Here is a 21,970-nt window from a genome sequence, read left to right on the forward strand (position 1 = left end):
GATGGAATTAATCATTATTAATAAGGAAGGCGCCATCTGGAATATTGCCGGAATCGTTACAGATATCACGTGGAAAACAACCCGGACCGGCAAGCCTGCGACGCTTGAGCTTACGCTGGTGGACAGCGGGATATATCAGCATAAGAAATTCGCGATCAGCAACGGGGATATAGTGCAGTTCCGCAGAGACGGGGTCGATGTATTCTACGGCTTCGTTTTCAGCATCGACACGGGTGCGAATCAGGAGATCAAGCTGACGGCGTACGATCAGATCCGCTATCTGCTGGGCAATGGCAGTTATGTGCTTCAGGATGTTACTGTGGCTGAGGTCATCAGCACCATTGCCAAGGACCGCGGCTTGCGGCTTGGATTACTGGAACCGGCGGAGTACAAGATTCCCTCGCTGATCGAAGACGGCAAGAAGCTGCTCGATATTATTATGGGTGCGGTCGGCAGTGAGCTGCAGTATAAGGGCCGGCTGATGGCGTTCTATGATGATTTCGGCAAGCTGACGCTGCGCAGTCCGCAGTCCATGCTGCTGAAGGTGATTCTGGGGGCAGGCCATTACCTGTATGATTATTCGCTGAAAAAAAGCATCGACGATAATACGTACAATACGATTCTGCTCTATCAGGACAACGAAAAGACCGGCAAACGCGAGTTCTATCCGGTCACAGATAAAGAAAATGTAAAGCGCTGGGGGATCCTGCATCTCTACCAGAAGGCGGACGATAAGGCGAATGCTGCGCAGATTCAGGAAAAGGCAGGCAATCTGCTCAAGCAGCATAACCGCGAGAAGGTCAGTCTCTCCGTGCAGGCTATTGGCGATATACGGGTGAGGGCGGGGAACTTCATTTATGTGCTGCTGGATGAATTCCAGACCCAGCTGTTCCTGGTGGATCAATGCAGCCATAAAATTTCCGGAGGGGAGCATACGATGTCCCTAGACATTAAGGTGGTGTAGACAACATGCTCGATATTATTAAACAGGCAAGCCTCGGGGCCGTATCGAATACGAATCCGGTGGCTTTTTCTTATGGGACGGTGGTTCTGGCACAGCCGCTCCAGATTCAGGTGGAGCAGCGGCTGCTGCTGACGGGAGCCGCACTGGTTGTGGTTGAATCCGTGATGGAGAGCAAGGCCGAGATCGAAGGCCGGGAGATCCTGCTGCGCCGTGGACTTGAAGCGGGAGACCGCGTGCTGCTCGTGCGGATGCAAGGCGGGCAGAGCTATATTGTCCTCGATCGGCTGGTGGACCTATGATTCCGGCGATAGGCAGATCCGGTCCGGTGACGGGAGCTCTGGAGGGAAATGTGACCGCTCCGGGGAATGCCCCGAGCCTGACGTACCGGATGGACTGGGAGCGCGGGCGGATCGGCGGGCGGGTAGACGGGCTTGAAGCGGTGAAGCAGGCAGCAATCAAGGTGCTGCAGACCAACCGTTATGAGCACCTGATCTATAGCACTGACTACGGAACGGAGTGGAAGCTGGTGCTGGGTCAGGACAGGCTGCTGGCCCGGCCTGAGCTGCGCCGCCTGATCAGCGATGCGTTGCTCCAGGATGAGCGGATTCAGGCGCTTGAGGATGTGGAGATTCTTTTTGACGGAGATACGGTTAGCTTCAGCTGTACGGCTGTCACAATATACGGTGATTTGGAGCTTAGAAAGGAGGGGATGGCCAGTGTATGAGGATCAGACGTACGAGGCTCTGCTGGAACGTATGCTGGACCGGGTTCCAGAGGGGCTGGACAAGCGCGAGGGAAGTATTATCTATGATGCGCTTGCGCCGGCAGCGGCTGAGATGGCCCAGATGTATCTTGAGCTTGAGGTCAGCAATAATCTGTTCTTCCCGGATACGGCGGACGGCGAATATCTGGAACGAGCCATTGCCTGGACGGGACTGAAGCGTCATCCGGCAGGCAAAGCGCAGCTGGGCGCGAGGTTCTATACCAGCGGCGAACAGCCTCTGGACATTCCGCTGGGCAGCCGTTTCTCCCTGGGACTGCTTCATTATAGTGCAGCGGAGAAGCTGGCTCCCGGGACGTACCGCCTGGATAGCGAGACGGCCGGGGCTGAGGGGAATCAGTATTCAGGCGCGCTGCTGCCGGTCGATTATATCCCGGGGCTGGCCCGGGGGGAGATTACGGGCCTGCTGGTTCCCGGCACGGATGCGGAGACGGATGAAGCGCTGCGGCAGCGGTACTTCGATTCGGCCCGTCGGCCTGCAACGAGCGGCAATAAATATCATTATATGGAGTGGGCGCAGCAGATTCAGGGCGTAGGGGGAGCGCGGGTCTTCCCGCTGTGGGCCGGACCTAAGACGGTCAAGGTGGTCATTGTGAATGCGGAGCATCAGCCCGCCTCCCCGATGCTGGTCTCCCAGGTGCAGCAGTTCATTGATCCTGCGCCGGGTCTTGGCGAGGGCCAGGCTCCGGTAGGGGCGGTGGTGACGGTGGAATCGGCTACAGGTAAGGTGGTTGACGTCTCAGCTAAGGTTACACTGGCGGCAGGTTATGCGCTGCAGCCGGTGATAGATGCTTTTACGGCGGGCCTGGAGAAGTATCGTAAGGAGAAGGCTTTTGCCGCTACCTATATCAGTCAATCGGTCATTGGCGCATTGCTGCTGAATACGGAGGGCGTAGTAGACTATAGCGGGCTGAAGCTGAACGGCGGGACGGCAAATATCCCTCTGCTGGAGACAGAAGTGCCGCTGTTCGGCAATGTCGTACTGGAGGTGTAGGTATGGGATATCCGGAGCAGATCGATGTCTTTCAGGATAAGCTGAACAAAAAGGCAAACGGCGGGAGTCATGTTGTAGAGGAGAAGCTTCGGCTTACAGGTGGTGCATTCAGCGGACTGCTGGCCCACGACAATATTAACAATCAGACGCTGGCCGTGTACACAGGCTCACGCTTCAGCGGGACAGAGGTGCGGAATTACTCGGTCTCTTTCCCGGACGAGGCCCCTTGGCGGCGGCTCATCAACATCTATGCAGATGTGCCCGAAGTCTATGTGACTTACGAGACTCCGGGGGATACCGTCGAAGCGGATGATGTGAACCAGTTGCAGGGCGGACTTACGGCTACGCAGCGTGAGCTGGAGCGTTATAAACAGGCCGGTCTGATTGACGGCGGATCTTTTAGAAGAGAGGTGTAATATGGCACAGACCATTCAGGTCAAACGCGGTACCCGGGCCGAGCTGTCCACTTACGGGATGCTGAAGGCAGGCGAAATGGGCTTTTGTACAGATACGAAGGAGGTCTATATCGGAGATGGTTCGTCCAACTCCATGGTGGGCCGGGCTTTGTCCGGTCCTGAAGCTTCGCGTCCTGCGGCAGCCTCGGCGGGGCGTCTGTATGTGGTGAGCAGCGGGAATAACAACGGGTATTTGTATTTCGATGACGGGACCGCCTGGCGGCGGGTTAACGCGCAGAAATTAACAGATGTGAGCGGAACGGTGGACGATATCGCTGACGGCTCCACGTATGCCAAGGTGCTTAAGGCAGATCTTACAGCAGGGCATCCCAATAAAGTGTCGGACGGCACGAATACGAAGACCGCCGCAGAAATTGCAACGCATCTTAACGATGCCGCGAAGCACAGGGTGATCAACGATGGCGGGTCGACGATTACAGATCTGTGGTCCGCACAAAAAATCAAAAACGAAATCGAGCTGGCCAAGCATAATATTGAGCCGCAGGCTTCGGTGAAGGATCAGCATCTGACGGCTCCGCCCTCCAGTCCCGCGGAAGCGGACCGGTATATCATTCCTTCCGGCGCAACCGGCGTCTGGGCAGGCAAAACGAACCAGATTGCGGAGTATGCCTCAGGTAGCTGGGCCTATTATGTTCCGGCTGTCGGCTGGACGGCTTATGTGGACGACGAGCAGAAAATCTACAGCTGGAACGGGAGCGCCTGGGTGCGGACGGGCGGTGCGCTGCAGACGATCACGGCGGGGAATGGGCTTACCGGCGGCGGGCAGGCGGACAGTGTCACGCTGACCGTCGGGGCAGGCAACGGGATCATTGTCGGCTCAACGAGTGTTGCAGCCAAGCCGGGTAAGGGAGTTCTGGTAAACTCCACGGGCATCGAGGTCAATATCGACGGCTCAAGCATCATTTACGATTCGGCCAATGGCAACCAGCTCACGGTAGGCACTATCGACGGCGGAACATTCTAGGAGGCGGTGACCATGGCACGGAAGACATTGATTCAAATCCGCCGCGGCCTGGAAAGTGCGCTGGGTACGCTGGCCGCAGGCGAGCTGGGCTACTGCACGGATAGCGGCAAGCTGTTCATCGGCAGCGGCAGCAGCAATATGCTGCTGGCGGCAGGCCAAAGCACAGGCGATATGCTAAAAAGCATCTACGACACGAATAACAACGGCAAGGTCGATTATGCCCAGGCTGCGGATACGGTTCCGTGGTCAGGGGTGGACGGCAAGCCTTCGGTCTATCCGGCAGCTGCACATACCCATGATTATATGCCGAAGGGTCCGCTGACCTGGAATCAGCTGAAGGGGGTGTAGCTGTGGCTTATGGAGACAGTATCTATGGTCTTGCGGCGTATTCGGCAGATGGTGTGACAGGGGAAGGGCCGGAGATTACCGCTCCCGATCTGATGAAATACCTGCCTGATTATTATCAGGGCGTGCCTGAGATGGAGGCAGTACAGGGCAGCGCAGGTAGAGCCTGCGGTGAAGTGGCTTACGCCATGGCCGACAGTGACGATCAGAAGACGCTGGAGTCGGCGACATGGGGGCTGGCCCGCTGGGAGCGGATGCTGGGGTTGAACACAGATACAAACAAGTCCTACGCGACCCGCCGCGAGATGATCAAGGCCAAGCTGCGGGGCAGCGGCACGACGACACCGGAGATGATCCGGCGGACGGCGTCTGCTTTTTCAGGGGGAGATGTGGAGGTAGTCGAGGTGCCCGGAGCGTATAGCTTCGAGGTGCGCTTCGTCGGCACGCTGGGTATCCCGGCCAATATGGCGGGTCTGATTCAGATCATGGAGGAGATTAAGCCGGCTCATCTGGACTATAGCTTCGTATACAGCTACACCTGGTGGGACTCCTTGAAGTCCCTCACCTGGAACGCTGCGCACAGCAAGACCTGGAACGAACTAAGAGTATATGAATAGGAGTGTGAGCGATGAAAACAACGGGTAATCTGGGGCTGAAAAAGCCCGATGGTACAGACATTGTAGATATCACCGACCTGAACGGCAATATGGATATTCTGGATACCGCCGTCAAGGCCGCGCAGGATCATGCCGCGGATACAGTCAAGCATATTACAGCGACGGAGCGCTCGGCATGGAACGCCAAGGCGTCTACGGCGGTTGCGACCACGACTTCTGCGGGTCTGATGGCCGCAGCGGATAAGTCGAAGCTGGATGGGGTGGCGCAGGGGGCTAATAATTATGTGCATCCCAATCATACCGGGTATGTAACCAGTTCTTCGGATGGCGTAACGGCAATTTCTCCTGGAGTGATTGTTAATGCGGATGTTAATGCAGCCGCCGGGATTGATGCCAGCAAGATCGGAACGGGGGTTGTGTCGAATGCGGAGTTTGGGTATTTGGATGGGGTGACGGCGGGGATTCAGGGGCAGATCAATGGGAAGGCGAATCTGACTACTACACCGCAGCAGACGACGACAACCATTACTTACTATGTCCGTTTAGATGGAAGTGATAGTAATTCTGGGCTTACTAACACGGCTGCCGGAGCTTTCAAGACAGTGCAAAAAGCTATCAATTCGATACCGCAAATTGTTAATCATACAGTTATTGTTAATGTGGCCGCAGGAACGTATGCTGAAGAAGTTGTCATATCTGGTTTCTCAGGTCGTGGTGTTATCCAAATAAACGGGGATTCGATGTTAAGCACCTCAAGAACCGTTCAGTATGTTAGTGTAGTTGACTGTTTGTGCCGCGTAGAAGTTATTGGTTTAAATGCTTCACAGACTACTGGTGCAGCTTTTAATATTGCCGGAAGTTCAAACATATTGTTATATCGTTGTGTTGTGATATCATCTGCAACGACATACGGATTTTTCATCGATTGTTCAAAGGTTTATGTAAACGAATGTCAAGTGAGTAACCGACTTTGGGGCGTTTACGCACATGTAAACGCTGATGTATTGGTACAATCTTTATATGGTACGGGGTGTACAAACGGACTCTCCGCAGCGTATGGAGGTGTGATAGCAATCCAATCATCTACGCTGACAGCCACCTCTATGTATAGCACAGCGTATGGTGGAACAATACATGTTGAGGGCAAAGGGGTTATTAACCCATGGGGAGATAATACAACAAACTTGCGTCCCACAGTCTGGGCCTATCGTGATAATTCAGCTCAAATTATTGAGGCGAATGTTTTTAGGGCTTTGGTATTTAATGTGAAGTCAACGGATAATAACTACTCTTACAACACCACAACCGGTTACTTTACAGCAAATCAAACAGGGTGGTATCACTTTAAAATTAGGGTAATTTGCACAACAATACCAGCGGGAATTGCAGTATTTATTCGTATTGTACATGGAGAAGCATATAGGGATATTGCATACGCTCATGGTTTTAATACGGATCTCGAAGTTGGCGGTGATATAAAACTTTATATGGGAGCCGGTGATACATTTGTTCCGCAGATAGTATCGGGAGTGGCCACAACAGTTATGCCAAGTGCACAATATTCAAGATTTGAAAGTATTCGACTTTCTTAAGGAGGAAGAAAAATGAATCTAGCAGAAGCTGTAATATATATATATCGAGATGCAAGTCCAATCAAAGACTTCGAAGTATGGGACAACGGCCCTGAACCCGTCCTGCGGGCGGGAGCCGAAACTAAAGGCCGGGTCCGCTACGAGATCAAGCCGCCAGAAATCGGTGAACAACCCGTAGAGGGCGTCCACTACCGCCACGGCATTGACTATAATCTGCTGACCGAAGGCGAGGATTATGATTTGGTGGAGCGGGGGCCGTATATTGCGGTCTGGAAGCTGGATGCGCCGCAGCCGACGGAAGCTGAGCTGCAGGCAGCCTGGGAAGCGTACCAGGAGGCTGAGGCGAACAAGCCGCCGGTGCTGACGGAGATGGAGCAGCTGCAGCAAGAGAATATGATGCTGAGGGCGCAGAATCAGGCGCTATCCGAGCGTGCAGATTTTATCGAGGACATTATTGCCGAAATAGCAACCCAAGTCTATTCTTAAACGTTCGGCTGGTTTGCTTAAGCTATTCACATATTAATAGAAAGGTGGTGAGAGCAATGGCATTGTTTTTTGCACAACGCGTCACGCTGGGGAAGACGAAGTATAGCGAGGTTCCCTCTACGCTGAAGTCTGCCATCAAGGAGATTCTGGTGGAGAACGGACTTACGTTCCTTGTCACTGAAGAGTAGATTGCCAGAGGCCCCGCTGAGGGCGTTTTTATTTTGCCCTCGGATTCGTCCGGGGGCTATATAAGAAGCACTAAAAAAATAAACAAAAAGCAAAAGAAGCGGAGGGGAAATTTGGAACTGTAGGAGCGGTAGCGTCCGCCTGAAAGCTTTCCGCAGGAAAGCTCGCATCGTAAGCATCAGCTAGTCACCGGATTTCACCCGCGAACAGCGGTTCAAAATCAAGAAATCTGGGGACAACAGCGGCCGGAAGTCCAAATGTTCACCGCAGTGACGATGAAGCTTCAAGTTTAAATCTTAAGTGCGCTTATATAACTATTTTAATAACCACACAGAAGGGAGTGAAGCAATGGACAGCAACGATGTTGCGAATCTGGAGAAGCTGCTGCCGCTTGCGGATAAGTATGGACTGGCTTATATTATCGCTCTGATTCTGCTCATGATTATGCTTGTGCTTTTGCGGTCAATTGTGAAGGGGAATCTGGTGCCGCGTGAACTGCTGGAGCGTGCTGAGGAAGACCGGGACAGGCTGCAGAATATCCTCGACAAAGAGCGGTCAGACTTCATGGCACCTACGCTTGAAGTCTTACAGCGATTGAAGATAGACCATTCCGCAGGCAATTATACGGGTAGTAATAGTATTAATGAAGAAGACAGGGGGGGATAACGTGCTGAGTGCGTGGATCAAGCGTCTATCGCCCCTGCACCGGGACAGAGAGCGGAGGCTAGCGCTGGCAGGACATAAGGTGTCGCTCTCTATCCGCAGGTACAAGAATGTCTCTCAGGACATTCAGGATGAAATCAGGAACAATGGGTTCGCCCAGTTCCTAATCTATGATCGGGGGGCAGAAGATGAGCAGCATTGATATGGTGTTGTTACTGGCCTATTCTATATCCTTTATCTGTGCGCTGCTGCTGATGGCTGCGCTTTTTTTGTATTTCCGCCGGAGATTCCGGGTGCGCGTAGTCAGTCTGTTTATGTTGGCGGCGTTCTTTTTCCTCGGGGCGTATACGGTTAAAATGGCGGTGGCCTTCTGGATCAGATTCAGCTCCGCGCCGGCCCCGGATGCTATACGAAGCTCGCTGCAATCGGATGCCTGGGCTATTGCCCAGACGGGAACAACCATAGGGCTAGTCATTCTAACCCTCTTAATGTACACCAGACGGAAGGATCTGTTCGTGGTCCTCTCTGAAATCAGGAAAGGGGAGAAGTCGCATGCTGACGCTGGCTCAGGTACTGAATAAATCCGCTGCCCGTCTGTCTGGGCTTCATCCCGCTGTCCTTGCCGCAGCGACCGCACTGATTGAACGCAGTTATGCTGGCGGGGTTCCCATCCTGATCACGCAAGGCCTGCGGACGATTGCCGAACAGGATGCGCTCTATGCCCAGGGGCGAACCCGGCCGGGAGCGATCGTGACGAATGCGCGCGGCGGGTACAGCTATCACAATTATGGATTGGCGGCGGATTTTGCGCTGCTGCTTCAAGATGGCTCTAGCGTCTCTTGGGATATGAACAGGGACGGGAACCAGAATGGGACCCGGGATTGGCTGGAGGTGGTGCAGCATGCTAAGGCCATTGGATTCGAATGGGGCGGCGACTGGACCAGCTTCAAGGATTACCCGCATCTGCAGATGAGCTTCGGACTAGGTCTGGCAGATCTGCGAACGGGGAAAAAGCCTGCGGCTGACGCGGTGGAGGCGGCGATAGAACGAATCAAGCCCAAGGAGGAACAAGCGGTGAAGACTCAGATGAAAGTTGCAGTACAGGTGAATGGAACGAAGATTGCAGACGGGTGGCTGGAGAATGGGGTCACCTATGTTCCTGCACGTAAAATTGCGGAGGCGCTGGGCGCTCAGATTGCCTATCATCCGGCTGCCAACATCGTCGAAATCACCACCACACCGCAGAAAGGAGCGATTTCATGATGAACCGCGAACTGCTGGATAATGTATTGGCTTTTGCCTCCATTCTGTCCGTCTTTATTCTTGCCCTAGTGCAGCTGATCAAAAATAATACCCATTTGCCGCGTAACAGCATCCCTTTTATTGGACTAGGCATCGGGCTACTGGTTGGAGCGGCGGCGTATCCTTTTACAGAGCTGGAGCTGACCTTGCGTCTATGGGCAGGCGGATTGGCCGGGTTGTCGGCTACCGGATTATTTGAATTGGCATTCAACAACCGCTCAGACCATACAATGAAATAAAAGTTAACCTGTAATCAACGGTCGGCTCTGCGGAGCTGGCCTTTTTTGTCGTTTTACGTCACATAACTTTACATGAAAACCACATGAAACACTTATAAAAGAGAGAATATAATAGCAAGAAATACATAATTTTTTATGACTGCATAAATAGCCGGTTTGGTGTATAATCGAAATTACTGCACTGCTTTACCGCGCAATAAAGTTGAAGATTTCCGGGCTGTTTTATTGTATGATATGTAGAAAGCTTTTCAAATAGACAATGTTAAGAGCATTGATCCGGAAGAGGATGGGGGGAGCAGCATGACCGAACTTACGACTACCGTTAGCAAAAGCAACTCCAACAATCTGCTGCGGCGGGACGTACGGTTCCTGGGGAACATACTGGGCGAAGTCTTGGTACACCAAGGCGGCAACGAACTGCTGGATATTGTGGAGAAGATCCGGGAGACCAGCAAATCGCTGCGCTCATTGTTTTTGCCTGAACTGCACAATGAATTTAAAGAGCTGATCAGCTCACTGGACCCGGAGAATCGCCATCAGGTAATCCGCGCGTTCGCTATTTATTTCCAGTTAGTGAATATCGCTGAACAGAACCACCGTATACGCCGTAAACGCGACTACGAACGTTCTGCCGGGGAGACGGTGCAGCCGGGGTCGATTGAGAGCGCGGTTCAGGAGCTTCGCGAACGGGATTTCTCCCACGAAGAGGTTCTTGAGATCATGAGCGGCATGTCGCTCGAGCTGGTTATGACCGCTCACCCAACTGAAGCTATGCGCCGTGCGATTCTCGATATCCACAAACGGATCTCCGACGATGTCATGGGCCTTGATAATCCGACGCTAACCTTCCGCGAACGCGAACAGCTCCGGGAGAAGCTGCTGAATGAGGTTATTACCTTGTGGCAGACCGATGAACTGCGCGACCGCAAGCCTACGGTGCTGGATGAAGTGCGTAACGGGATGTATTACTTCCATGAGACGATTTTTGAAGTGCTGCCGGATGTATATCAGGAGCTGGAGCGCTGTCTGAGCAAATATTATCCGGGCCAGAACTGGCATGTGCCGACCTATCTGCGTTTCGGTTCATGGATCGGGGGAGACCGCGACGGCAACCCTTCCGTGAAGGCAAAAGTAACCTTGCAGACCCTTCGTCTGCAGCGTAAGCTGGCTATTCGTGAATACCAGCGTATTATGCGCGAGCTGATGCAGTATCTCAGCTTTAGTACAAGCATTGTAAATGTGACGCCGGAGCTGCTGGAATCCATTGAGGCTGACCGGAATATTATCAATCTCAACCGGGTTGATGCCTGGCGTAATGATAACGAGCCTTACCGGATTAAGCTCAGCTATATGATCTCGAAGACCCAGAATGTGCTGGACGATGAGAAAAAAGGAACACCGGAGCGCTACGCATCCCCGGCGCAATTCATCGACGACCTGAACGTGATTGACCGCAGCCTGCGGCATCACTATGCCGATTATGTAGCCGATACCTACATTAAGAAGCTGATTCGTCAGGTGGAGCTGTTTGGCTTCCACACCTCTACGCTGGATGTCCGCCAGCACAGTCAGGAGCATGAGAATGCAATGACAGAGGTTCTGGCCAAGATGAATGTTACACCGGATTACTCCAAGCTGTCGGAGCAAGAGAAGATTGTGCTGCTGGAGAAGCTGCTGAATGATCCGCGTCCGCTGACTTCCCCTTACCAGTCTTATAGTGAAGGGACAGAGGAATGCCTGGCGGTATACCGTGCGATCTATGAAGCGCAGGAAGAATACGGCGTGCAGTGCATCACTAGCTATCTGATCAGTATGGCGGAGGCGGCAAGCGATATTCTGGAGGTTATGGTCTTCTCCAAGGAAGTCGGCTTGTTCCGCAAAGACAACGACGGGACGGTAGTCTGTACTCTGCAGGCGGTGCCGCTGTTCGAGACGATTGACGACCTGCATGATGCGCCGCAGATTATGCGTACGCTGCTCAGCATGCCGATCTACCGTGATGCCGTCAGTGCGATGAATGATCTGCAGGAGATCATGCTGGGGTATTCTGACAGTAATAAAGACGGCGGTGTGGTTACAGCGAACTGGGAGCTGCGTGTGGCCCTGAAAGAGATCACAGCGACTGCCGATGAGTTCGGCATTAAGCTGAAGTTCTTCCATGGACGGGGCGGCGCCCTCGGACGCGGCGGTATGCCGCTTAACCGGAGTATTCTAGCCCAGCCAGCTTCCACCATCGGCGGCGGGATTAAGATTACCGAGCAGGGTGAGGTTATCTCTTCCCGGTATTCGATGAAAGGCATTGCTTACCGCAGTCTGGAGCAGGCGACGTCTGCGCTCATTACAGCGGCCATCCATGCCAGATCGCCACAGGCGGATCTGTACGAAGCCAAGTGGGATGAGATTATTGCCCGCATCTCTGAAGTCTCCCTGAATAAATATCAGGATCTGATCTTCCGTGATCCGGATTTCCTGACGTACTTCAAAGAGTCCACGCCGCTACCGGAGGTAGGTGAGCTGAATATCGGCTCGCGCCCTTCCAAGCGGAAGAATAGCGAGCGCTTCGAGGATCTGCGTGCAATTCCTTGGGTATTCGCTTGGACGCAGAGCCGTTATCTGCTTCCAGCATGGTATGCTGCCGGAACCGGTCTGCAGAGCTTCTATGAGGGCAAGGAAGAGAATATGAAGATCATGCAGCATATGTATGCGAACTTCTCATTCTTCACGACCCTGATCGATACGCTGCAGATGGCTATTGCGAAGGCGGATCTTGTCATCGCTAAGGAATACGCCGGCATGGGCAAGAACGAGGAGGCGCGTGCGCGGATCTTCGGCCAGATCGAAGCCGAGTTCAAGCTGACCTCTGAGCTGATCCTTCAGATCACCGGCCAGCAGGATATTCTGGATAATGTCCCGGTCATTCAGGAATCCATCCGCCTGCGTAATCCGTACGTTGATCCGCTCAGCTACCTGCAGGTTCAGCTCCTCGCCGAGCTTCGCGCCCTGCGTGAAGCTGAGGGGGACGACGCTGAACTGCTGCGTGAAGTGCTGCTCACGATCAATGGTATTGCCGCCGGTCTTCGGAATACCGGCTGATGGTTTATGGGCACCCGCTCTGCCGGTCTTGATCTAAAAAAACGGCGAAGCCGCTTTAGGGTTTGGATCTGAAAGTCGGCGAAGCCGCTTTAGGGTTTAGATTTTTGGGGTTTCAGCATTGAAGCTGGCCCTAAACCGCTTCAGAACACCCGTCCGCCTCCTTAACTGGAGGTGGGCGGTTTTTTGGTTATTCAGGAAATAATACCAACAAGGTGGACATCTCCGAAGAAGCAGATAGACCAACTGGAAACAGTAGGGGATTGGATGAAACTTTGGCGAAAGGCAGGAATAGTTGGATTTACTACACTTGCTAATAAGCAGAAAAGCCCTCGACAGAAGTTAGTTGGAAAAAGGACACTTAATCTGCTGTAAATAGATCACGTTAGCAGAAAGTAACATAATTAAATAACATTTATCCAATTAATTTCCTCTGGCGCTCCAAAACCTCCAATTTAAGATACGTTTATCCAACTAATGTTCCATCATGCAAAGTGACCACCCTTTACTTTGATTGTACAAATACGGTTTGGGAGTTAGAGGGGGATAAGGAGGGCTTCAGTCTGCGCGCGTTTCTCCCTCTCTGTATATTTTAGTTGTTTCCAGCGAGGCCGGGAGTCACAGACCCGGCCGAGCCCCATGCCCCACCCCATTGTTGCCTGAGATATACTTGGGCAACAAGAAAAGCTGTGGGGGAACCCAGGCTGATGGAGGGGGCGAAGCGGAAATTTGGAACTGTAGGAGCGGTAGCGTTCGCCTTTATTGGCAGATTTCAACCGCAGCTAGCGGTTCCAATCAGGAAATCTGCAAATAACAGCGGCCGGAAGTCCAAATGTTCTGCGCAGCCCCCGACTAATCAGCCGCCAGGGGGTTCCCGCTGCAATCAGCCGCCAGGGGTCCAGGGGGCCTCCAGCCAACCCGGCAGCCAGCTTTTCCAGCACATTATATAGAAGGTAACAATACAAACCTTGATTTTTGAACACACATGATTTACGATTTAAATGCTTGTACCGTGGTCTTCGAAGAGCTGACAGTCCAAGGGCGGCAAGTCTGGGGGAATTAACAGGTGGAGAATCTGGAAGGCAGACTGACAAAGCTCGCCCTGAAGGGTGACCAAAGGGCATTTGCCGAGCTTGTGGATCTATATAAAGATAAAATTTATCATTTAGCTTACCGTATGCTGAATAACCGCCATGAGGCGGAGGATGTTGTTCAGGAGACTTTTTTGCGCGTCTACAGAAATTTGGACAGGTATGATGATAAGCAGAAGTTCTCGACATGGATCTACCGGATTGGCACGAACCTCTGCATTGACCGGCTGCGTAAGCGGCGCCCGACCTATTCCCTGGATGCCGAGATGAACGACCAGGAGGGGATTGACGGGTATTCGATGATTCCGAGCGATAATGTGACACCGGAGACGGAGCTTCTGCTCTCGGAGACACAGAGACTCATCTATGAAGCCATCGACAGCCTGCCCGTGAAGTACAGGTCGGTGATGATTCTGCGGTATTTGCAGGATTTGTCACTTCAGGAGATCGGCGATGTGCTGGATATGCCCGTGACGACGATTAAGACCCGGGTGCACCGGGGCCGTGAGTTTTTACGTAAGAAATTAGGACCCAAATTGTAAAAATAGATTATTTTTTATGAAACTCCTGCATTGCAGGGACGTATGTAAGTTAAGCAAGTCTTATGCACTAAATTAGCACGTATGAAAGGATTGGCTCCTATGGAATGCAAACTGGCCGTCTCTATGATGCACGACTACCTGGATGACGACTTGCCCGACCTGCAGCAGAGGGAATTGAAGGAGCATCTTTTATCCTGTACGGAGTGCCGTGCGAGGTTCAAAGAACTGGAACAGACCGATATGCTGATGTTTTCCCTGATGCACCAGACACCTGTGGCCTCGGAGGATTTGGTTGGCCGGATTATGGATTCATTACCGAAACCCAAGAAGGAAAGAGCCTTCATCACCTGGATCAAGCGGCATCCGGCCCTGACGGCGGCGTCCCTGTTCATTCTTGTGATGCTGATGAGCTCCGTAACCTTTTGGAATCAGGATCGGCAGCTTGTGGTTAGAGGGGCAGACCTCGACCAGGTTGTGATCAAGGGGAATACGGTGATTGTACCCTCCGGCAAAATTATCTCCGGTGATCTGACGGTGGAGAACGGGAAGACTCAAGTCTACGGGGAAGTCAACGGGAACGTAACGGTGATCGACGGTTCGCTGTATCAGGCTTCAACCGCCCATATCTCCGGGCAAGTCAAAAGTATAGACCAAGCAGTAAGCTGGATCTGGTATAAAGTGACGAACATGTTCTCTGAAGTTGCCTACCGATAGCTATATGTTGGTCGCTTGTAGCAGATAACTCATTTGCGCCTCTTTTTCCGGAAAGATGGCGCTTTTTTGTTGCCTGAAATGACAGGTTCTTCAATTTACCAGCCGACAAACTTGCAACCGGAGGCGTAACGTTATAACCTAGAATAAGATTCAAGCTTAACAGACAATTTACATAAACCCAGCTAATTTGATATGACGGGGGTTTTCGGCCATGAGCTACTTTACTGACCTTACATGGAAAGAATCCATTAAAGATATAATCGATATTCTAATTGTCAGCTACATTATCTATAAAGTGCTCAATATGGTGCGCGGGACGCGGGCGGTTCAGCTGCTGAAGGGGATTCTGGTGCTGGTCGTGATCTGGGGCGGCAGTACGCTGCTCGACTTATACACGCTGAAATGGCTGATGAACCAGATGTTTACGTTCGGGGTGTTTGCGATCTTTATTATTTTTCAGCCGGAGCTGCGGCGGGGACTGGAACAGCTGGGACGGGGCAAATTCTTCGGACGGAATGCGGAGAGCGATGAAGAGATCAGCAAATTAATCGGCGAAGTGATTAAAGCCGTGAATTATCTGGCTGTCCGCAAAATCGGGGCATTGATCGTATTCGAACGGGCGACGGGGCTTAATGAATATACGGAATCCGGGATCGCTATGCGTTCTGAGGTCAGCTCGGAGCTGCTGATTAATATCTTCATCCCTAATACACCGCTGCATGACGGGGCGCTGATTATGCAGGGAAGCCAGATTGCGGCGGCGGCCTGTTACCTGCCGCTCTCCGAGAATCCGTTCATCAGCAAGGAGCTGGGAACCCGGCACCGTGCCGCCATCGGTATCAGTGAGGTGGCAGACTCGGTGTCTGTAGTCGTCTCAGAGGAGACGGGGCAGATCTCACTGGCCATTAATGGACAAATTGTCCGGGATATCAAGGAAGAGTCCCTGATCTCGAAGCTGCACGAAGAGCTGAGTGCAAGCAGCTCGCCCCTGATGGAGAAGAGCTCCGCTTTCTGGAGACGGAGGGGGAATAAAAACAATGGATAAGTGGATGAAGAATAACAACTTCAACAAGATCCTTGCCCTGGCTCTGGGGATTATTCTGTGGACCATTGTGCATGTGGATACCGCACCAACGTACCAGACTACGGTTAATACCGAATCGAAGACGATTGAGAATGTCAAAGTGGAGATTGAAGGCTTCGACAGTGAGAATTATGTACTGACCAAGGATGTGGATAGCGTCAGGATGGAGGTAATGGGCAAGAAGTCCGATCTGACCTACAAGTTCTCCGATGCCTACCGGGTATGGCTGGATCTGAAGGATGTGAAGCCCGGCGATAACACACTTCCGCTGATGTATTCGACTCCAAGTGGTGTAACCCTGGAAGCTATGGTCCCGAATCAGGTGAATGTGCATATCGAGCCGCGGACGACCAAGTCTTTTCCCGTCTCACTGAATATTATGGGAGAGCCGGCAGCAGGCTATGAAGTAGGCAGTCCTGTGATTGACCCGGTATCTGTGGAAGTTACCCTTCCGGCTAGTGATCTTGCACGGGTAGCGAAGGTGCAGGGGAAGGTGGAGCTGGATGGGCAAAATGAGACTTTTAGCGAGAAGAGGCTGAAGCTCTTTGCTCTTGACAGTAAGGGGAATACGCTGGAGGATGCGGTCATTGAACCCTCTACAGTAGCTGTAGAATTGCCTGTTACCCTCCCGTCCAAAACCTTGCCGCTGGACATCAGCTTCACGGGCAGTCTGCCGGGTTCACTGGTGCTCTCTAGGGTAACGCCTGAGCAGGATATGGTAACAGTGTACGGCAGTGCAGAGACCCTTAAGACCTTATCTTCGTATGAGGCTGTCCTGGATTTAAGCACTATCAAGAATGCGGGGACAGAGCAGATGAAGCTGGAGCTTAAGCCGCCCGAGGGTACCGGCAAGATTGAGCCTGCAGCAATGACTGTGGCGGTCTCAGCGGCGGAGATTACCGAGCGGACTCTCTCTGCTATTCCCATTAAGCTGGAGGGCGTCAGCAGCGGGCTGACAGCCCGTGTCATAGATCCTGGGGGTGCTACTATAGATCTGACCCTTTCAGGCGCGCCAACGCTGCTGGACCAGCTCGACCAGGATAGCATCAGCGTGGTTGCAGATGTAGTAGGGCTTACGGCTGGCGTTCACGATGTTACGCTGCAGGTCTCGCTCCCCCGGTTCATTACCCTGCAGAATGCCGCCTCGCAGCTTGTGGCGAAGGTGGAACTGTCGGCACCTGCTGCTCCAGCCGCGACTGCCGCGCCGGACAGCAGCCCGGCCTCATCATCGCCTACGCCGGAGCCCAGCGCTGAACCTGCATCAGGGGATGAGACGCTCGTAGAGCCGACCCCGGAGCATACCGGTGAGATTATAGAGGAGACTCCGGCACCGACACATATTCCGCTGGAGACTGCTGAACCAACGCCGCCTGCAAGCGGAAATAATGCCGACAGTACGGGCGGAACGTAACTTTTCATGTAAGTACGAGTCTATTTATATGCACCTGACATACACGAATTATCGAATCATTCATACTATAATTTATTAAGCTGAAGCAGCGTATTCAAAAGGAGAAAAAAAGATGGGTAAGTATTTCGGAACAGACGGCGTACGCGGGGTGGCTAACCGTGAACTAACAGCAGAAATGGCCTACAGTATTGGACGCTGCGGGGGATATGTGCTGGCAGGAAATGTGGAAAAGCCTAAAGTGGTCATCGGGATGGATACACGAATCTCCGGTCCGCTGCTGGAATCGGCACTGATTGCCGGCTTGTTGTCCATTGGGGCAGATGTGATCCGTCTGGGTGTAGTCTCTACACCTGCTGTAGCTTATATCACTAGATTGCTGAAGGCGGATGCCGGAGTGATGATCTCTGCTTCACATAATCCGGTGGAGGATAACGGAATCAAGTTCTTCGGCGGAGACGGCTTCAAGCTGACGGATGAAACGGAGCTGCGCATCGAGGAGCTGATGGATGCCGAGCAGGATGAGCTGCCACGTCCGGTAGGATCGGGTCTGGGCACGCTGCGGGTGGATGATCAAGCGAAATACCTCTATCTGGAGTATCTGAAGACCACCATCGACCAGAGCTTCAAGGGTACGAAGGTGGTGCTTGACTGCGCACACGGCGCAGCCTATGAACTAGCACCGCGATTATTCAAGGAACTGGGCGCAGAAGTGATTGCCATTGGGGCAGAGCCGGACGGGCTGAATATCAACGACGGCTTTGGCTCCACACACCCGGAGACTCTGCGTGCAGAGGTGCTGCGGCATGGTGCGGATCTGGGACTTGCTTTTGACGGGGATGCGGACCGCCTGATTGCTATCGATGAGAACGGCGACGAGGTGGACGGCGACTTCATTCTCTGCATTTGCGGGGATGCGATGAACCGTGCAGGGAAGCTGAAGGACGGCACTATTGTATCTACAGTCATGAGTAACATCGGATTCTACAAGGCGACAGAGAAGTTGTCCCTGAATACAGCGAAGACCGCGGTCGGCGACCGTTATGTCATGGAAGAGATGCGCCGCGGCGGCTATAATCTGGGCGGGGAGCAATCCGGCCATGTGATTTTCCTGGACTATAATACTACGGGTGACGGAATTCTGACTGCGATTCAACTGGTGAATACCATGAAGGCTTCCGGCAAAAAGCTAAGCACACTGAAGTCCATGATGACTAAATATCCGCAGGTGCTGGTCAATGTGCGGGTGCAGGACAAAACCAATTATCCGAACAATCCGGCCATTGAGGCCGCGATCATAGAGGTAGAAAGCAAGCTGGGCGACAATGGGCGTGTCCTGGTGCGTCCTTCGGGAACCGAGCCGCTGATCCGTGTAATGGCCGAAGGGCCGGATAAGGCGGAGCTGGATCTTTTTGTAGGGCAGATTGTTGAAGTGGTTCAGCGCGAGCTGGTGTAATCACTCACTGAAGTAGCAGGACAGATGGCCGGTGGATGGATCAATCCGATTCGTTCACCGGCTGAATTATTAATGAGGTCATGGCTGTTTGGAAAAAGTGTGAAATGGATGAAAAAGGTTTTCTTCACCACATCGTTGCAAAAACGGGTTGAGGTGCATATAATAGACTAAGTGTCATTCCAGAAGGAAAGCGGGGATTGTAAGGTTATTGCAACACAAGCGCCAGAGCTTGATCTTGCGCGGGGGAGAAGGGAGGACCGGTGGCTGCGTGAGCAGTGCAGCTCGGTCTGAACGGATCACGGCAGATGTAAGCTGACGAGGTGGAGGTGTTCGAAATGTTCGGCGGGGACCTCCCGGTGATGCACCAGAGCCGTAAATGGAAGCGGAAAATGCGAGGGCGACCTTGCACACAACGCTTTTGTGGGTGCTAACTTAAAGATGTACAAAGCATGGGTATGCGCATTTGCAGGAAGACAGGACGGTTCTGCCACGGCAGAGGAGAAGACTGTGCATAATCGTGACTAACGATGTAGTTGACAGGTTATCATGTTGGTTGTAATGGACAACATCATATTTGCTTTTCTTCAAAACATGCCGCACGGCACGTTTCTTTCCTCATGCGCGCCTAATTACGATAAATTGGACGGAGGAAAATATAATGTGTGGTATTGTAGGATATATTGGTAATCAGAATTCGCAGGGGATCTTGGTCGAGGGTCTGAAGAAACTGGAATATCGCGGGTATGATTCCGCTGGTATTGCTGTGTTCACGAAGGATGGTCTGCAGGTGGTAAAAGCACAGGGACGTATGGCGAACCTGGAATCCCGTCTGGACGCGACTCCGCTGACAGGCAGCGCCGGGATCGGTCACACACGCTGGGCTACACACGGCAAGCCATCCGATGAGAACTCTCATCCTCACACTGACAACAGTCACAAATTCTCGGTAGTACACAACGGGATTGTCGAGAATTACCTGGATCTCAAGGAAGAGCTGATTGCCGGAGGATGCCACTTCACCTCTGAGACAGATACAGAAGTTATCTCCCACCTGATTGCCCGCGAATACAAGGGAGATATCGTTAAGGCGGTACAGCAGGCGATTTCTTACATGCGCGGAGCGTTTGCCTTGGGTGTACTGACTGAATATGAACCGGATAAGCTGGTAGCTGTGCGTCAAGCGAGCCCGCTGATCATCGGTCTTGGAGAAGGCGAGAACTTTATCGGGTCCGATATTCCGGCACTGCTGGAATACACCCGCAACGTATATATTCTGAACGACGGCGAAATGGCTGTATTGACACGGGATGCTGTCGAACTGATGACGATTGAAGGCAACTTTATTTCTCGGGAAATGATTACTGTCGATTGGGATGCCGTTACCGCAGAAAAGGGCGGTTATGAGCACTTCATGCTGAAAGAAATCCACGAGCAGCCTAAGGCATACCGCGATACCATGCGCGGACGGATGAATGCGGAAGGCAACAAAGTCATTCTGCCTGAGCTTAACCTGACAGAAGAACAAATCAAGAACATCCGCAATATCCAAGTGGTAGCTTGCGGTACTGCATATAATGCCGGATTGGTTGGACGTAACCTGATTGAGTCCCTGGTACGCATTCCTGTAGAGAATGATATCGCTTCTGAATACCGTTACCGTTCACCAATCGTAACTCCAGAGACACTGGTTATCGTAGTGAGCCAATCGGGTGAAACTGCTGATACACTGGCTGCACTTCGTGAAGGTCAAGCGAATGGAGCTCATGTACTTGCAATCACTAACGTAGTAGGCAGCTCTATTGCCCGGGAAGCAGACAGTGTACTGGTTACGCTGGCTGGTCCAGAGATCGCTGTAGCCTCGACCAAGGCTTACACTTCCCAGCTGATCGCATTCACTTTGCTGGGTCTGTATCTGGCAGAAGTACGCGGCACACAGTCTGAGGCTGAGGTTACGAAGATTCTGGCCGCTATGCAGTCTCTGCCGGAGCAAGTTGAAGTCATTCTGAGTCAAAAAGACGCGATTAAAGCCTATGCCGAGCAAATCGCTGAGCACAAGCACCTGTTCTTCATCGGCCGCGGCGTAGATTACGCTGTAGCTCAGGAAGGCTCGCTGAAGCTCAAGGAAATCTCCTACATTCACTCGGAAGCCTATGCTGCGGGTGAACTGAAGCATGGTACCCTGGCCCTGATCGAAGAAGGCGTTCCTGTCATCGCTCTGGCTACCCTGGAATCCGTGCTCGAGAAGACCGTCAGCAATATCAAAGAAGTAAAAGCTCGTGGCGCTCATGTCATGGCCATCACCCACGAAGAGCACAAATACGACCTGCTCCGCTCTGTTGACCAGGTATTCGTGATCCCTCAGACCCTGCCGCTGCTTACCGCTGCATTGTCAGTAGTTACGCTGCAGTTGCTGGCCTACTACGCATCTCTGGCCCTGGGTCATGATGTCGATAAGCCAAGAAACCTGGCGAAGAGTGTTACTGTGGAGTAGGGGGAAATGTAGGTAACTAATCATTGAATTCGTAAAATAGAAGTGGGAATTAGACGTTAGATTCCGCTACAATCATGCTTCTGCATAAATAATTCGTAATGGGACTCTCTATTTGTACAATAGAGAGTCCTTTTTTTATAAAAAAACGGACTTAATTTGACTAAATGTAGTTGGCAATGACAAAAATAATTGCTTAACTTATCCGTTGACTTATAGTTGAAGCTTTATCTCCCGAATTTAATATAACAATTAGGAAATAGCCTCCATGTAATCTCCTCTCCAACTCCCATTGAACTCTCTATTTTAGGGAAAATGATATTAATTTTTAATGATTAACTATGGTAAATTCTTAAAAAAATGTATTTGACGTCCTTTATAAGCGGTGATAGAGTTTAGTTGTTTCTATTATTTGGATTAGGTGTAATTCGTTTGTTTTTTAAGTGAAAATAATCACATATCTTAGATTTTTTACTAACTAAATTTGT

At 52.1% G+C, this 21,970-nt stretch carries 23 protein-coding genes; all 23 read left to right on the forward strand.

Going from position 1 to position 21,970, the window contains the following annotated elements:
• The first annotated feature begins 1 nt into the window (after nucleotide 1).
• The 23 genes from MKX63_RS08320 (at nucleotide 2) to glmS (ending at nucleotide 21,485) form a co-directional block, all read left to right on the forward strand.
• Nucleotides 2-964 (forward strand): XkdQ/YqbQ family protein, encoded by a 963-nt coding sequence (locus MKX63_RS08320; protein ID WP_341016427.1) that lies wholly within the window; start codon nucleotides 2-4, stop codon nucleotides 962-964.
• Between the two features lie 5 nt (nucleotides 965-969).
• Nucleotides 970-1,263: a DUF2577 domain-containing protein gene (locus MKX63_RS08325; RefSeq protein WP_341016428.1), complete on the forward strand. Its 294-nt coding sequence runs from the start codon at nucleotides 970-972 to the stop codon at nucleotides 1,261-1,263.
• Nucleotides 1,260-1,688, forward strand: coding sequence for a DUF2634 domain-containing protein (locus MKX63_RS08330; RefSeq protein WP_341016430.1), 429 nt, complete (start codon nucleotides 1,260-1,262; stop codon nucleotides 1,686-1,688). Before MKX63_RS08325 ends, MKX63_RS08330 begins: the two co-directional genes overlap by 4 nt.
• Nucleotides 1,681-2,739: a baseplate J/gp47 family protein gene (locus tag MKX63_RS08335; protein ID WP_341016432.1), complete on the forward strand. Its 1,059-nt coding sequence runs from the start codon at nucleotides 1,681-1,683 to the stop codon at nucleotides 2,737-2,739. Before MKX63_RS08330 ends, MKX63_RS08335 begins: the two co-directional genes overlap by 8 nt.
• A 2-nt stretch (nucleotides 2,740-2,741) precedes the next feature.
• The gene (locus MKX63_RS08340; RefSeq protein ID WP_209879667.1) at nucleotides 2,742-3,155 is read left to right on the forward strand and encodes a phosphoglucomutase; all 414 of its coding nucleotides are present in this window, start codon (nucleotides 2,742-2,744) and stop codon (nucleotides 3,153-3,155) included.
• A 1-nt stretch (nucleotide 3,156) separates the two neighbouring features.
• Complete coding sequence (locus MKX63_RS08345; protein ID WP_341016433.1) at nucleotides 3,157-4,179, forward strand: DUF2793 domain-containing protein; 1,023 nt, start codon at nucleotides 3,157-3,159, stop codon at nucleotides 4,177-4,179.
• Between the two features lie 12 nt (nucleotides 4,180-4,191).
• On the forward strand, nucleotides 4,192-4,527 hold the full coding sequence (locus tag MKX63_RS08350) for a hyaluronate lyase N-terminal domain-containing protein (protein WP_081751111.1): 336 nt from the start codon (nucleotides 4,192-4,194) through the stop codon (nucleotides 4,525-4,527).
• A gap of 2 nt (nucleotides 4,528-4,529) precedes the next feature.
• On the forward strand, nucleotides 4,530-5,141 hold the full coding sequence (locus MKX63_RS08355; protein WP_341016434.1) for a putative phage tail protein: 612 nt from the start codon (nucleotides 4,530-4,532) through the stop codon (nucleotides 5,139-5,141).
• Between the two features lie 11 nt (nucleotides 5,142-5,152).
• A complete protein-coding gene (locus MKX63_RS08360) occupies nucleotides 5,153-6,733 on the forward strand; it encodes a hypothetical protein (RefSeq protein ID WP_341016435.1) in 1,581 nt (526 codons plus the stop codon).
• 12 nt (nucleotides 6,734-6,745) lie between these two features.
• Nucleotides 6,746-7,219, forward strand: coding sequence for an XkdW family protein (locus tag MKX63_RS08365; protein ID WP_341016436.1), 474 nt, complete (start codon nucleotides 6,746-6,748; stop codon nucleotides 7,217-7,219).
• Between the two features lie 56 nt (nucleotides 7,220-7,275).
• Nucleotides 7,276-7,407: a hypothetical protein gene (locus MKX63_RS08370; RefSeq protein ID WP_341016437.1), complete on the forward strand. Its 132-nt coding sequence runs from the start codon at nucleotides 7,276-7,278 to the stop codon at nucleotides 7,405-7,407.
• 346 nt (nucleotides 7,408-7,753) lie between these two features.
• Nucleotides 7,754-8,071, forward strand: coding sequence for a hypothetical protein (locus tag MKX63_RS08375; protein ID WP_341016439.1), 318 nt, complete (start codon nucleotides 7,754-7,756; stop codon nucleotides 8,069-8,071).
• Nucleotides 8,049-8,270: a hypothetical protein gene (locus tag MKX63_RS08380; protein ID WP_341016441.1), complete on the forward strand. Its 222-nt coding sequence runs from the start codon at nucleotides 8,049-8,051 to the stop codon at nucleotides 8,268-8,270. Before MKX63_RS08375 ends, MKX63_RS08380 begins: the two co-directional genes overlap by 23 nt.
• Nucleotides 8,257-8,649, forward strand: a complete 393-nt coding sequence (locus tag MKX63_RS08385) for a hypothetical protein (protein WP_341016442.1) — start codon at nucleotides 8,257-8,259, stop codon at nucleotides 8,647-8,649. Before MKX63_RS08380 ends, MKX63_RS08385 begins: the two co-directional genes overlap by 14 nt.
• On the forward strand, nucleotides 8,621-9,331 hold the full coding sequence (locus MKX63_RS08390) for a M15 family metallopeptidase (RefSeq protein ID WP_341016444.1): 711 nt from the start codon (nucleotides 8,621-8,623) through the stop codon (nucleotides 9,329-9,331). The genes MKX63_RS08385 and MKX63_RS08390 overlap by 29 nt, the downstream gene beginning before the upstream one ends.
• Nucleotides 9,331-9,609 carry a holin gene (locus tag MKX63_RS08395; protein WP_341018570.1) on the forward strand — a complete coding sequence of 93 codons (279 nt, stop codon included), beginning with the start codon at nucleotides 9,331-9,333 and terminating at the stop codon, nucleotides 9,607-9,609. The genes MKX63_RS08390 and MKX63_RS08395 overlap by 1 nt, the downstream gene beginning before the upstream one ends.
• Before the next feature lie 300 nt (nucleotides 9,610-9,909).
• Nucleotides 9,910-12,702: a phosphoenolpyruvate carboxylase gene (gene ppc, locus MKX63_RS08400; protein WP_341016445.1), complete on the forward strand. Its 2,793-nt coding sequence runs from the start codon at nucleotides 9,910-9,912 to the stop codon at nucleotides 12,700-12,702.
• 1,063 nt (nucleotides 12,703-13,765) lie between these two features.
• Nucleotides 13,766-14,332: an RNA polymerase sigma factor SigW gene (gene sigW, locus MKX63_RS08405; RefSeq protein ID WP_341016446.1), complete on the forward strand. Its 567-nt coding sequence runs from the start codon at nucleotides 13,766-13,768 to the stop codon at nucleotides 14,330-14,332.
• A gap of 99 nt (nucleotides 14,333-14,431) precedes the next feature.
• A complete protein-coding gene (locus MKX63_RS08410) occupies nucleotides 14,432-15,046 on the forward strand; it encodes an anti-sigma factor family protein (protein ID WP_341016448.1) in 615 nt (204 codons plus the stop codon).
• Between the two features lie 211 nt (nucleotides 15,047-15,257).
• Nucleotides 15,258-16,091, forward strand: a complete 834-nt coding sequence (cdaA, locus tag MKX63_RS08415) for a diadenylate cyclase CdaA (RefSeq protein WP_341016450.1) — start codon at nucleotides 15,258-15,260, stop codon at nucleotides 16,089-16,091.
• Entirely contained in the window at nucleotides 16,084-17,541 is a 1,458-nt protein-coding gene (locus MKX63_RS08420; protein WP_341016452.1) for a CdaR family protein, read from the forward strand. The genes cdaA and MKX63_RS08420 overlap by 8 nt, the downstream gene beginning before the upstream one ends.
• A 112-nt stretch (nucleotides 17,542-17,653) precedes the next feature.
• Nucleotides 17,654-18,994, forward strand: coding sequence for a phosphoglucosamine mutase (glmM, locus tag MKX63_RS08425; protein WP_341016453.1), 1,341 nt, complete (start codon nucleotides 17,654-17,656; stop codon nucleotides 18,992-18,994).
• Nucleotides 18,995-19,652: 658 nt separating this feature from the next.
• On the forward strand, nucleotides 19,653-21,485 hold the full coding sequence (glmS, locus tag MKX63_RS08430; RefSeq protein ID WP_341016454.1) for a glutamine--fructose-6-phosphate transaminase (isomerizing): 1,833 nt from the start codon (nucleotides 19,653-19,655) through the stop codon (nucleotides 21,483-21,485).
• Nucleotides 21,486-21,970 lie beyond the last annotated feature (485 nt).

This window comes from Paenibacillus sp. FSL R7-0179, assembly GCF_038002265.1.
In the GTDB taxonomy this organism is placed as follows: domain Bacteria; phylum Bacillota; class Bacilli; order Paenibacillales; family Paenibacillaceae; genus Paenibacillus_AQ.

Excerpts from the sequence above, each read along its gene's own strand:
- MKX63_RS08345 (WP_341016433.1), top strand. The coding sequence starts at position 3,157 with ATGGCACAGACCATTCAGGTCAAACGCGGTACCCGGGCCGAGCTGTCC.
- MKX63_RS08370 (WP_341016437.1), top strand. The coding sequence starts at position 7,276 with ATGGCATTGTTTTTTGCACAACGCGTCACGCTGGGGAAGACGAAGTAT.
- MKX63_RS08420 (WP_341016452.1), top strand. The coding sequence starts at position 16,084 with ATGGATAAGTGGATGAAGAATAACAACTTCAACAAGATCCTTGCCCTG.
- ppc (WP_341016445.1), top strand. The coding sequence starts at position 9,910 with ATGACCGAACTTACGACTACCGTTAGCAAAAGCAACTCCAACAATCTG.
- MKX63_RS08385 (WP_341016442.1), top strand. The coding sequence starts at position 8,257 with ATGAGCAGCATTGATATGGTGTTGTTACTGGCCTATTCTATATCCTTT.
- MKX63_RS08390 (WP_341016444.1), top strand. The coding sequence starts at position 8,621 with ATGCTGACGCTGGCTCAGGTACTGAATAAATCCGCTGCCCGTCTGTCT.
- MKX63_RS08340 (WP_209879667.1), top strand. The coding sequence starts at position 2,742 with ATGGGATATCCGGAGCAGATCGATGTCTTTCAGGATAAGCTGAACAAA.
- glmS (WP_341016454.1), top strand. The coding sequence starts at position 19,653 with ATGTGTGGTATTGTAGGATATATTGGTAATCAGAATTCGCAGGGGATC.
- MKX63_RS08375 (WP_341016439.1), top strand. The coding sequence starts at position 7,754 with ATGGACAGCAACGATGTTGCGAATCTGGAGAAGCTGCTGCCGCTTGCG.
- cdaA (WP_341016450.1), top strand. The coding sequence starts at position 15,258 with ATGAGCTACTTTACTGACCTTACATGGAAAGAATCCATTAAAGATATA.
- MKX63_RS08360 (WP_341016435.1), top strand. The coding sequence starts at position 5,153 with ATGAAAACAACGGGTAATCTGGGGCTGAAAAAGCCCGATGGTACAGAC.
- MKX63_RS08330 (WP_341016430.1), top strand. The coding sequence starts at position 1,260 with ATGATTCCGGCGATAGGCAGATCCGGTCCGGTGACGGGAGCTCTGGAG.
- glmM (WP_341016453.1), top strand. The coding sequence starts at position 17,654 with ATGGGTAAGTATTTCGGAACAGACGGCGTACGCGGGGTGGCTAACCGT.
- MKX63_RS08325 (WP_341016428.1), top strand. The coding sequence starts at position 970 with ATGCTCGATATTATTAAACAGGCAAGCCTCGGGGCCGTATCGAATACG.
- MKX63_RS08350 (WP_081751111.1), top strand. The coding sequence starts at position 4,192 with ATGGCACGGAAGACATTGATTCAAATCCGCCGCGGCCTGGAAAGTGCG.
- MKX63_RS08395 (WP_341018570.1), top strand. The coding sequence starts at position 9,331 with ATGAACCGCGAACTGCTGGATAATGTATTGGCTTTTGCCTCCATTCTG.
- MKX63_RS08380 (WP_341016441.1), top strand. The coding sequence starts at position 8,049 with ATGAAGAAGACAGGGGGGGATAACGTGCTGAGTGCGTGGATCAAGCGT.
- MKX63_RS08320 (WP_341016427.1), top strand. The coding sequence starts at position 2 with ATGGAATTAATCATTATTAATAAGGAAGGCGCCATCTGGAATATTGCC.
- MKX63_RS08410 (WP_341016448.1), top strand. The coding sequence starts at position 14,432 with ATGGAATGCAAACTGGCCGTCTCTATGATGCACGACTACCTGGATGAC.
- MKX63_RS08365 (WP_341016436.1), top strand. The coding sequence starts at position 6,746 with ATGAATCTAGCAGAAGCTGTAATATATATATATCGAGATGCAAGTCCA.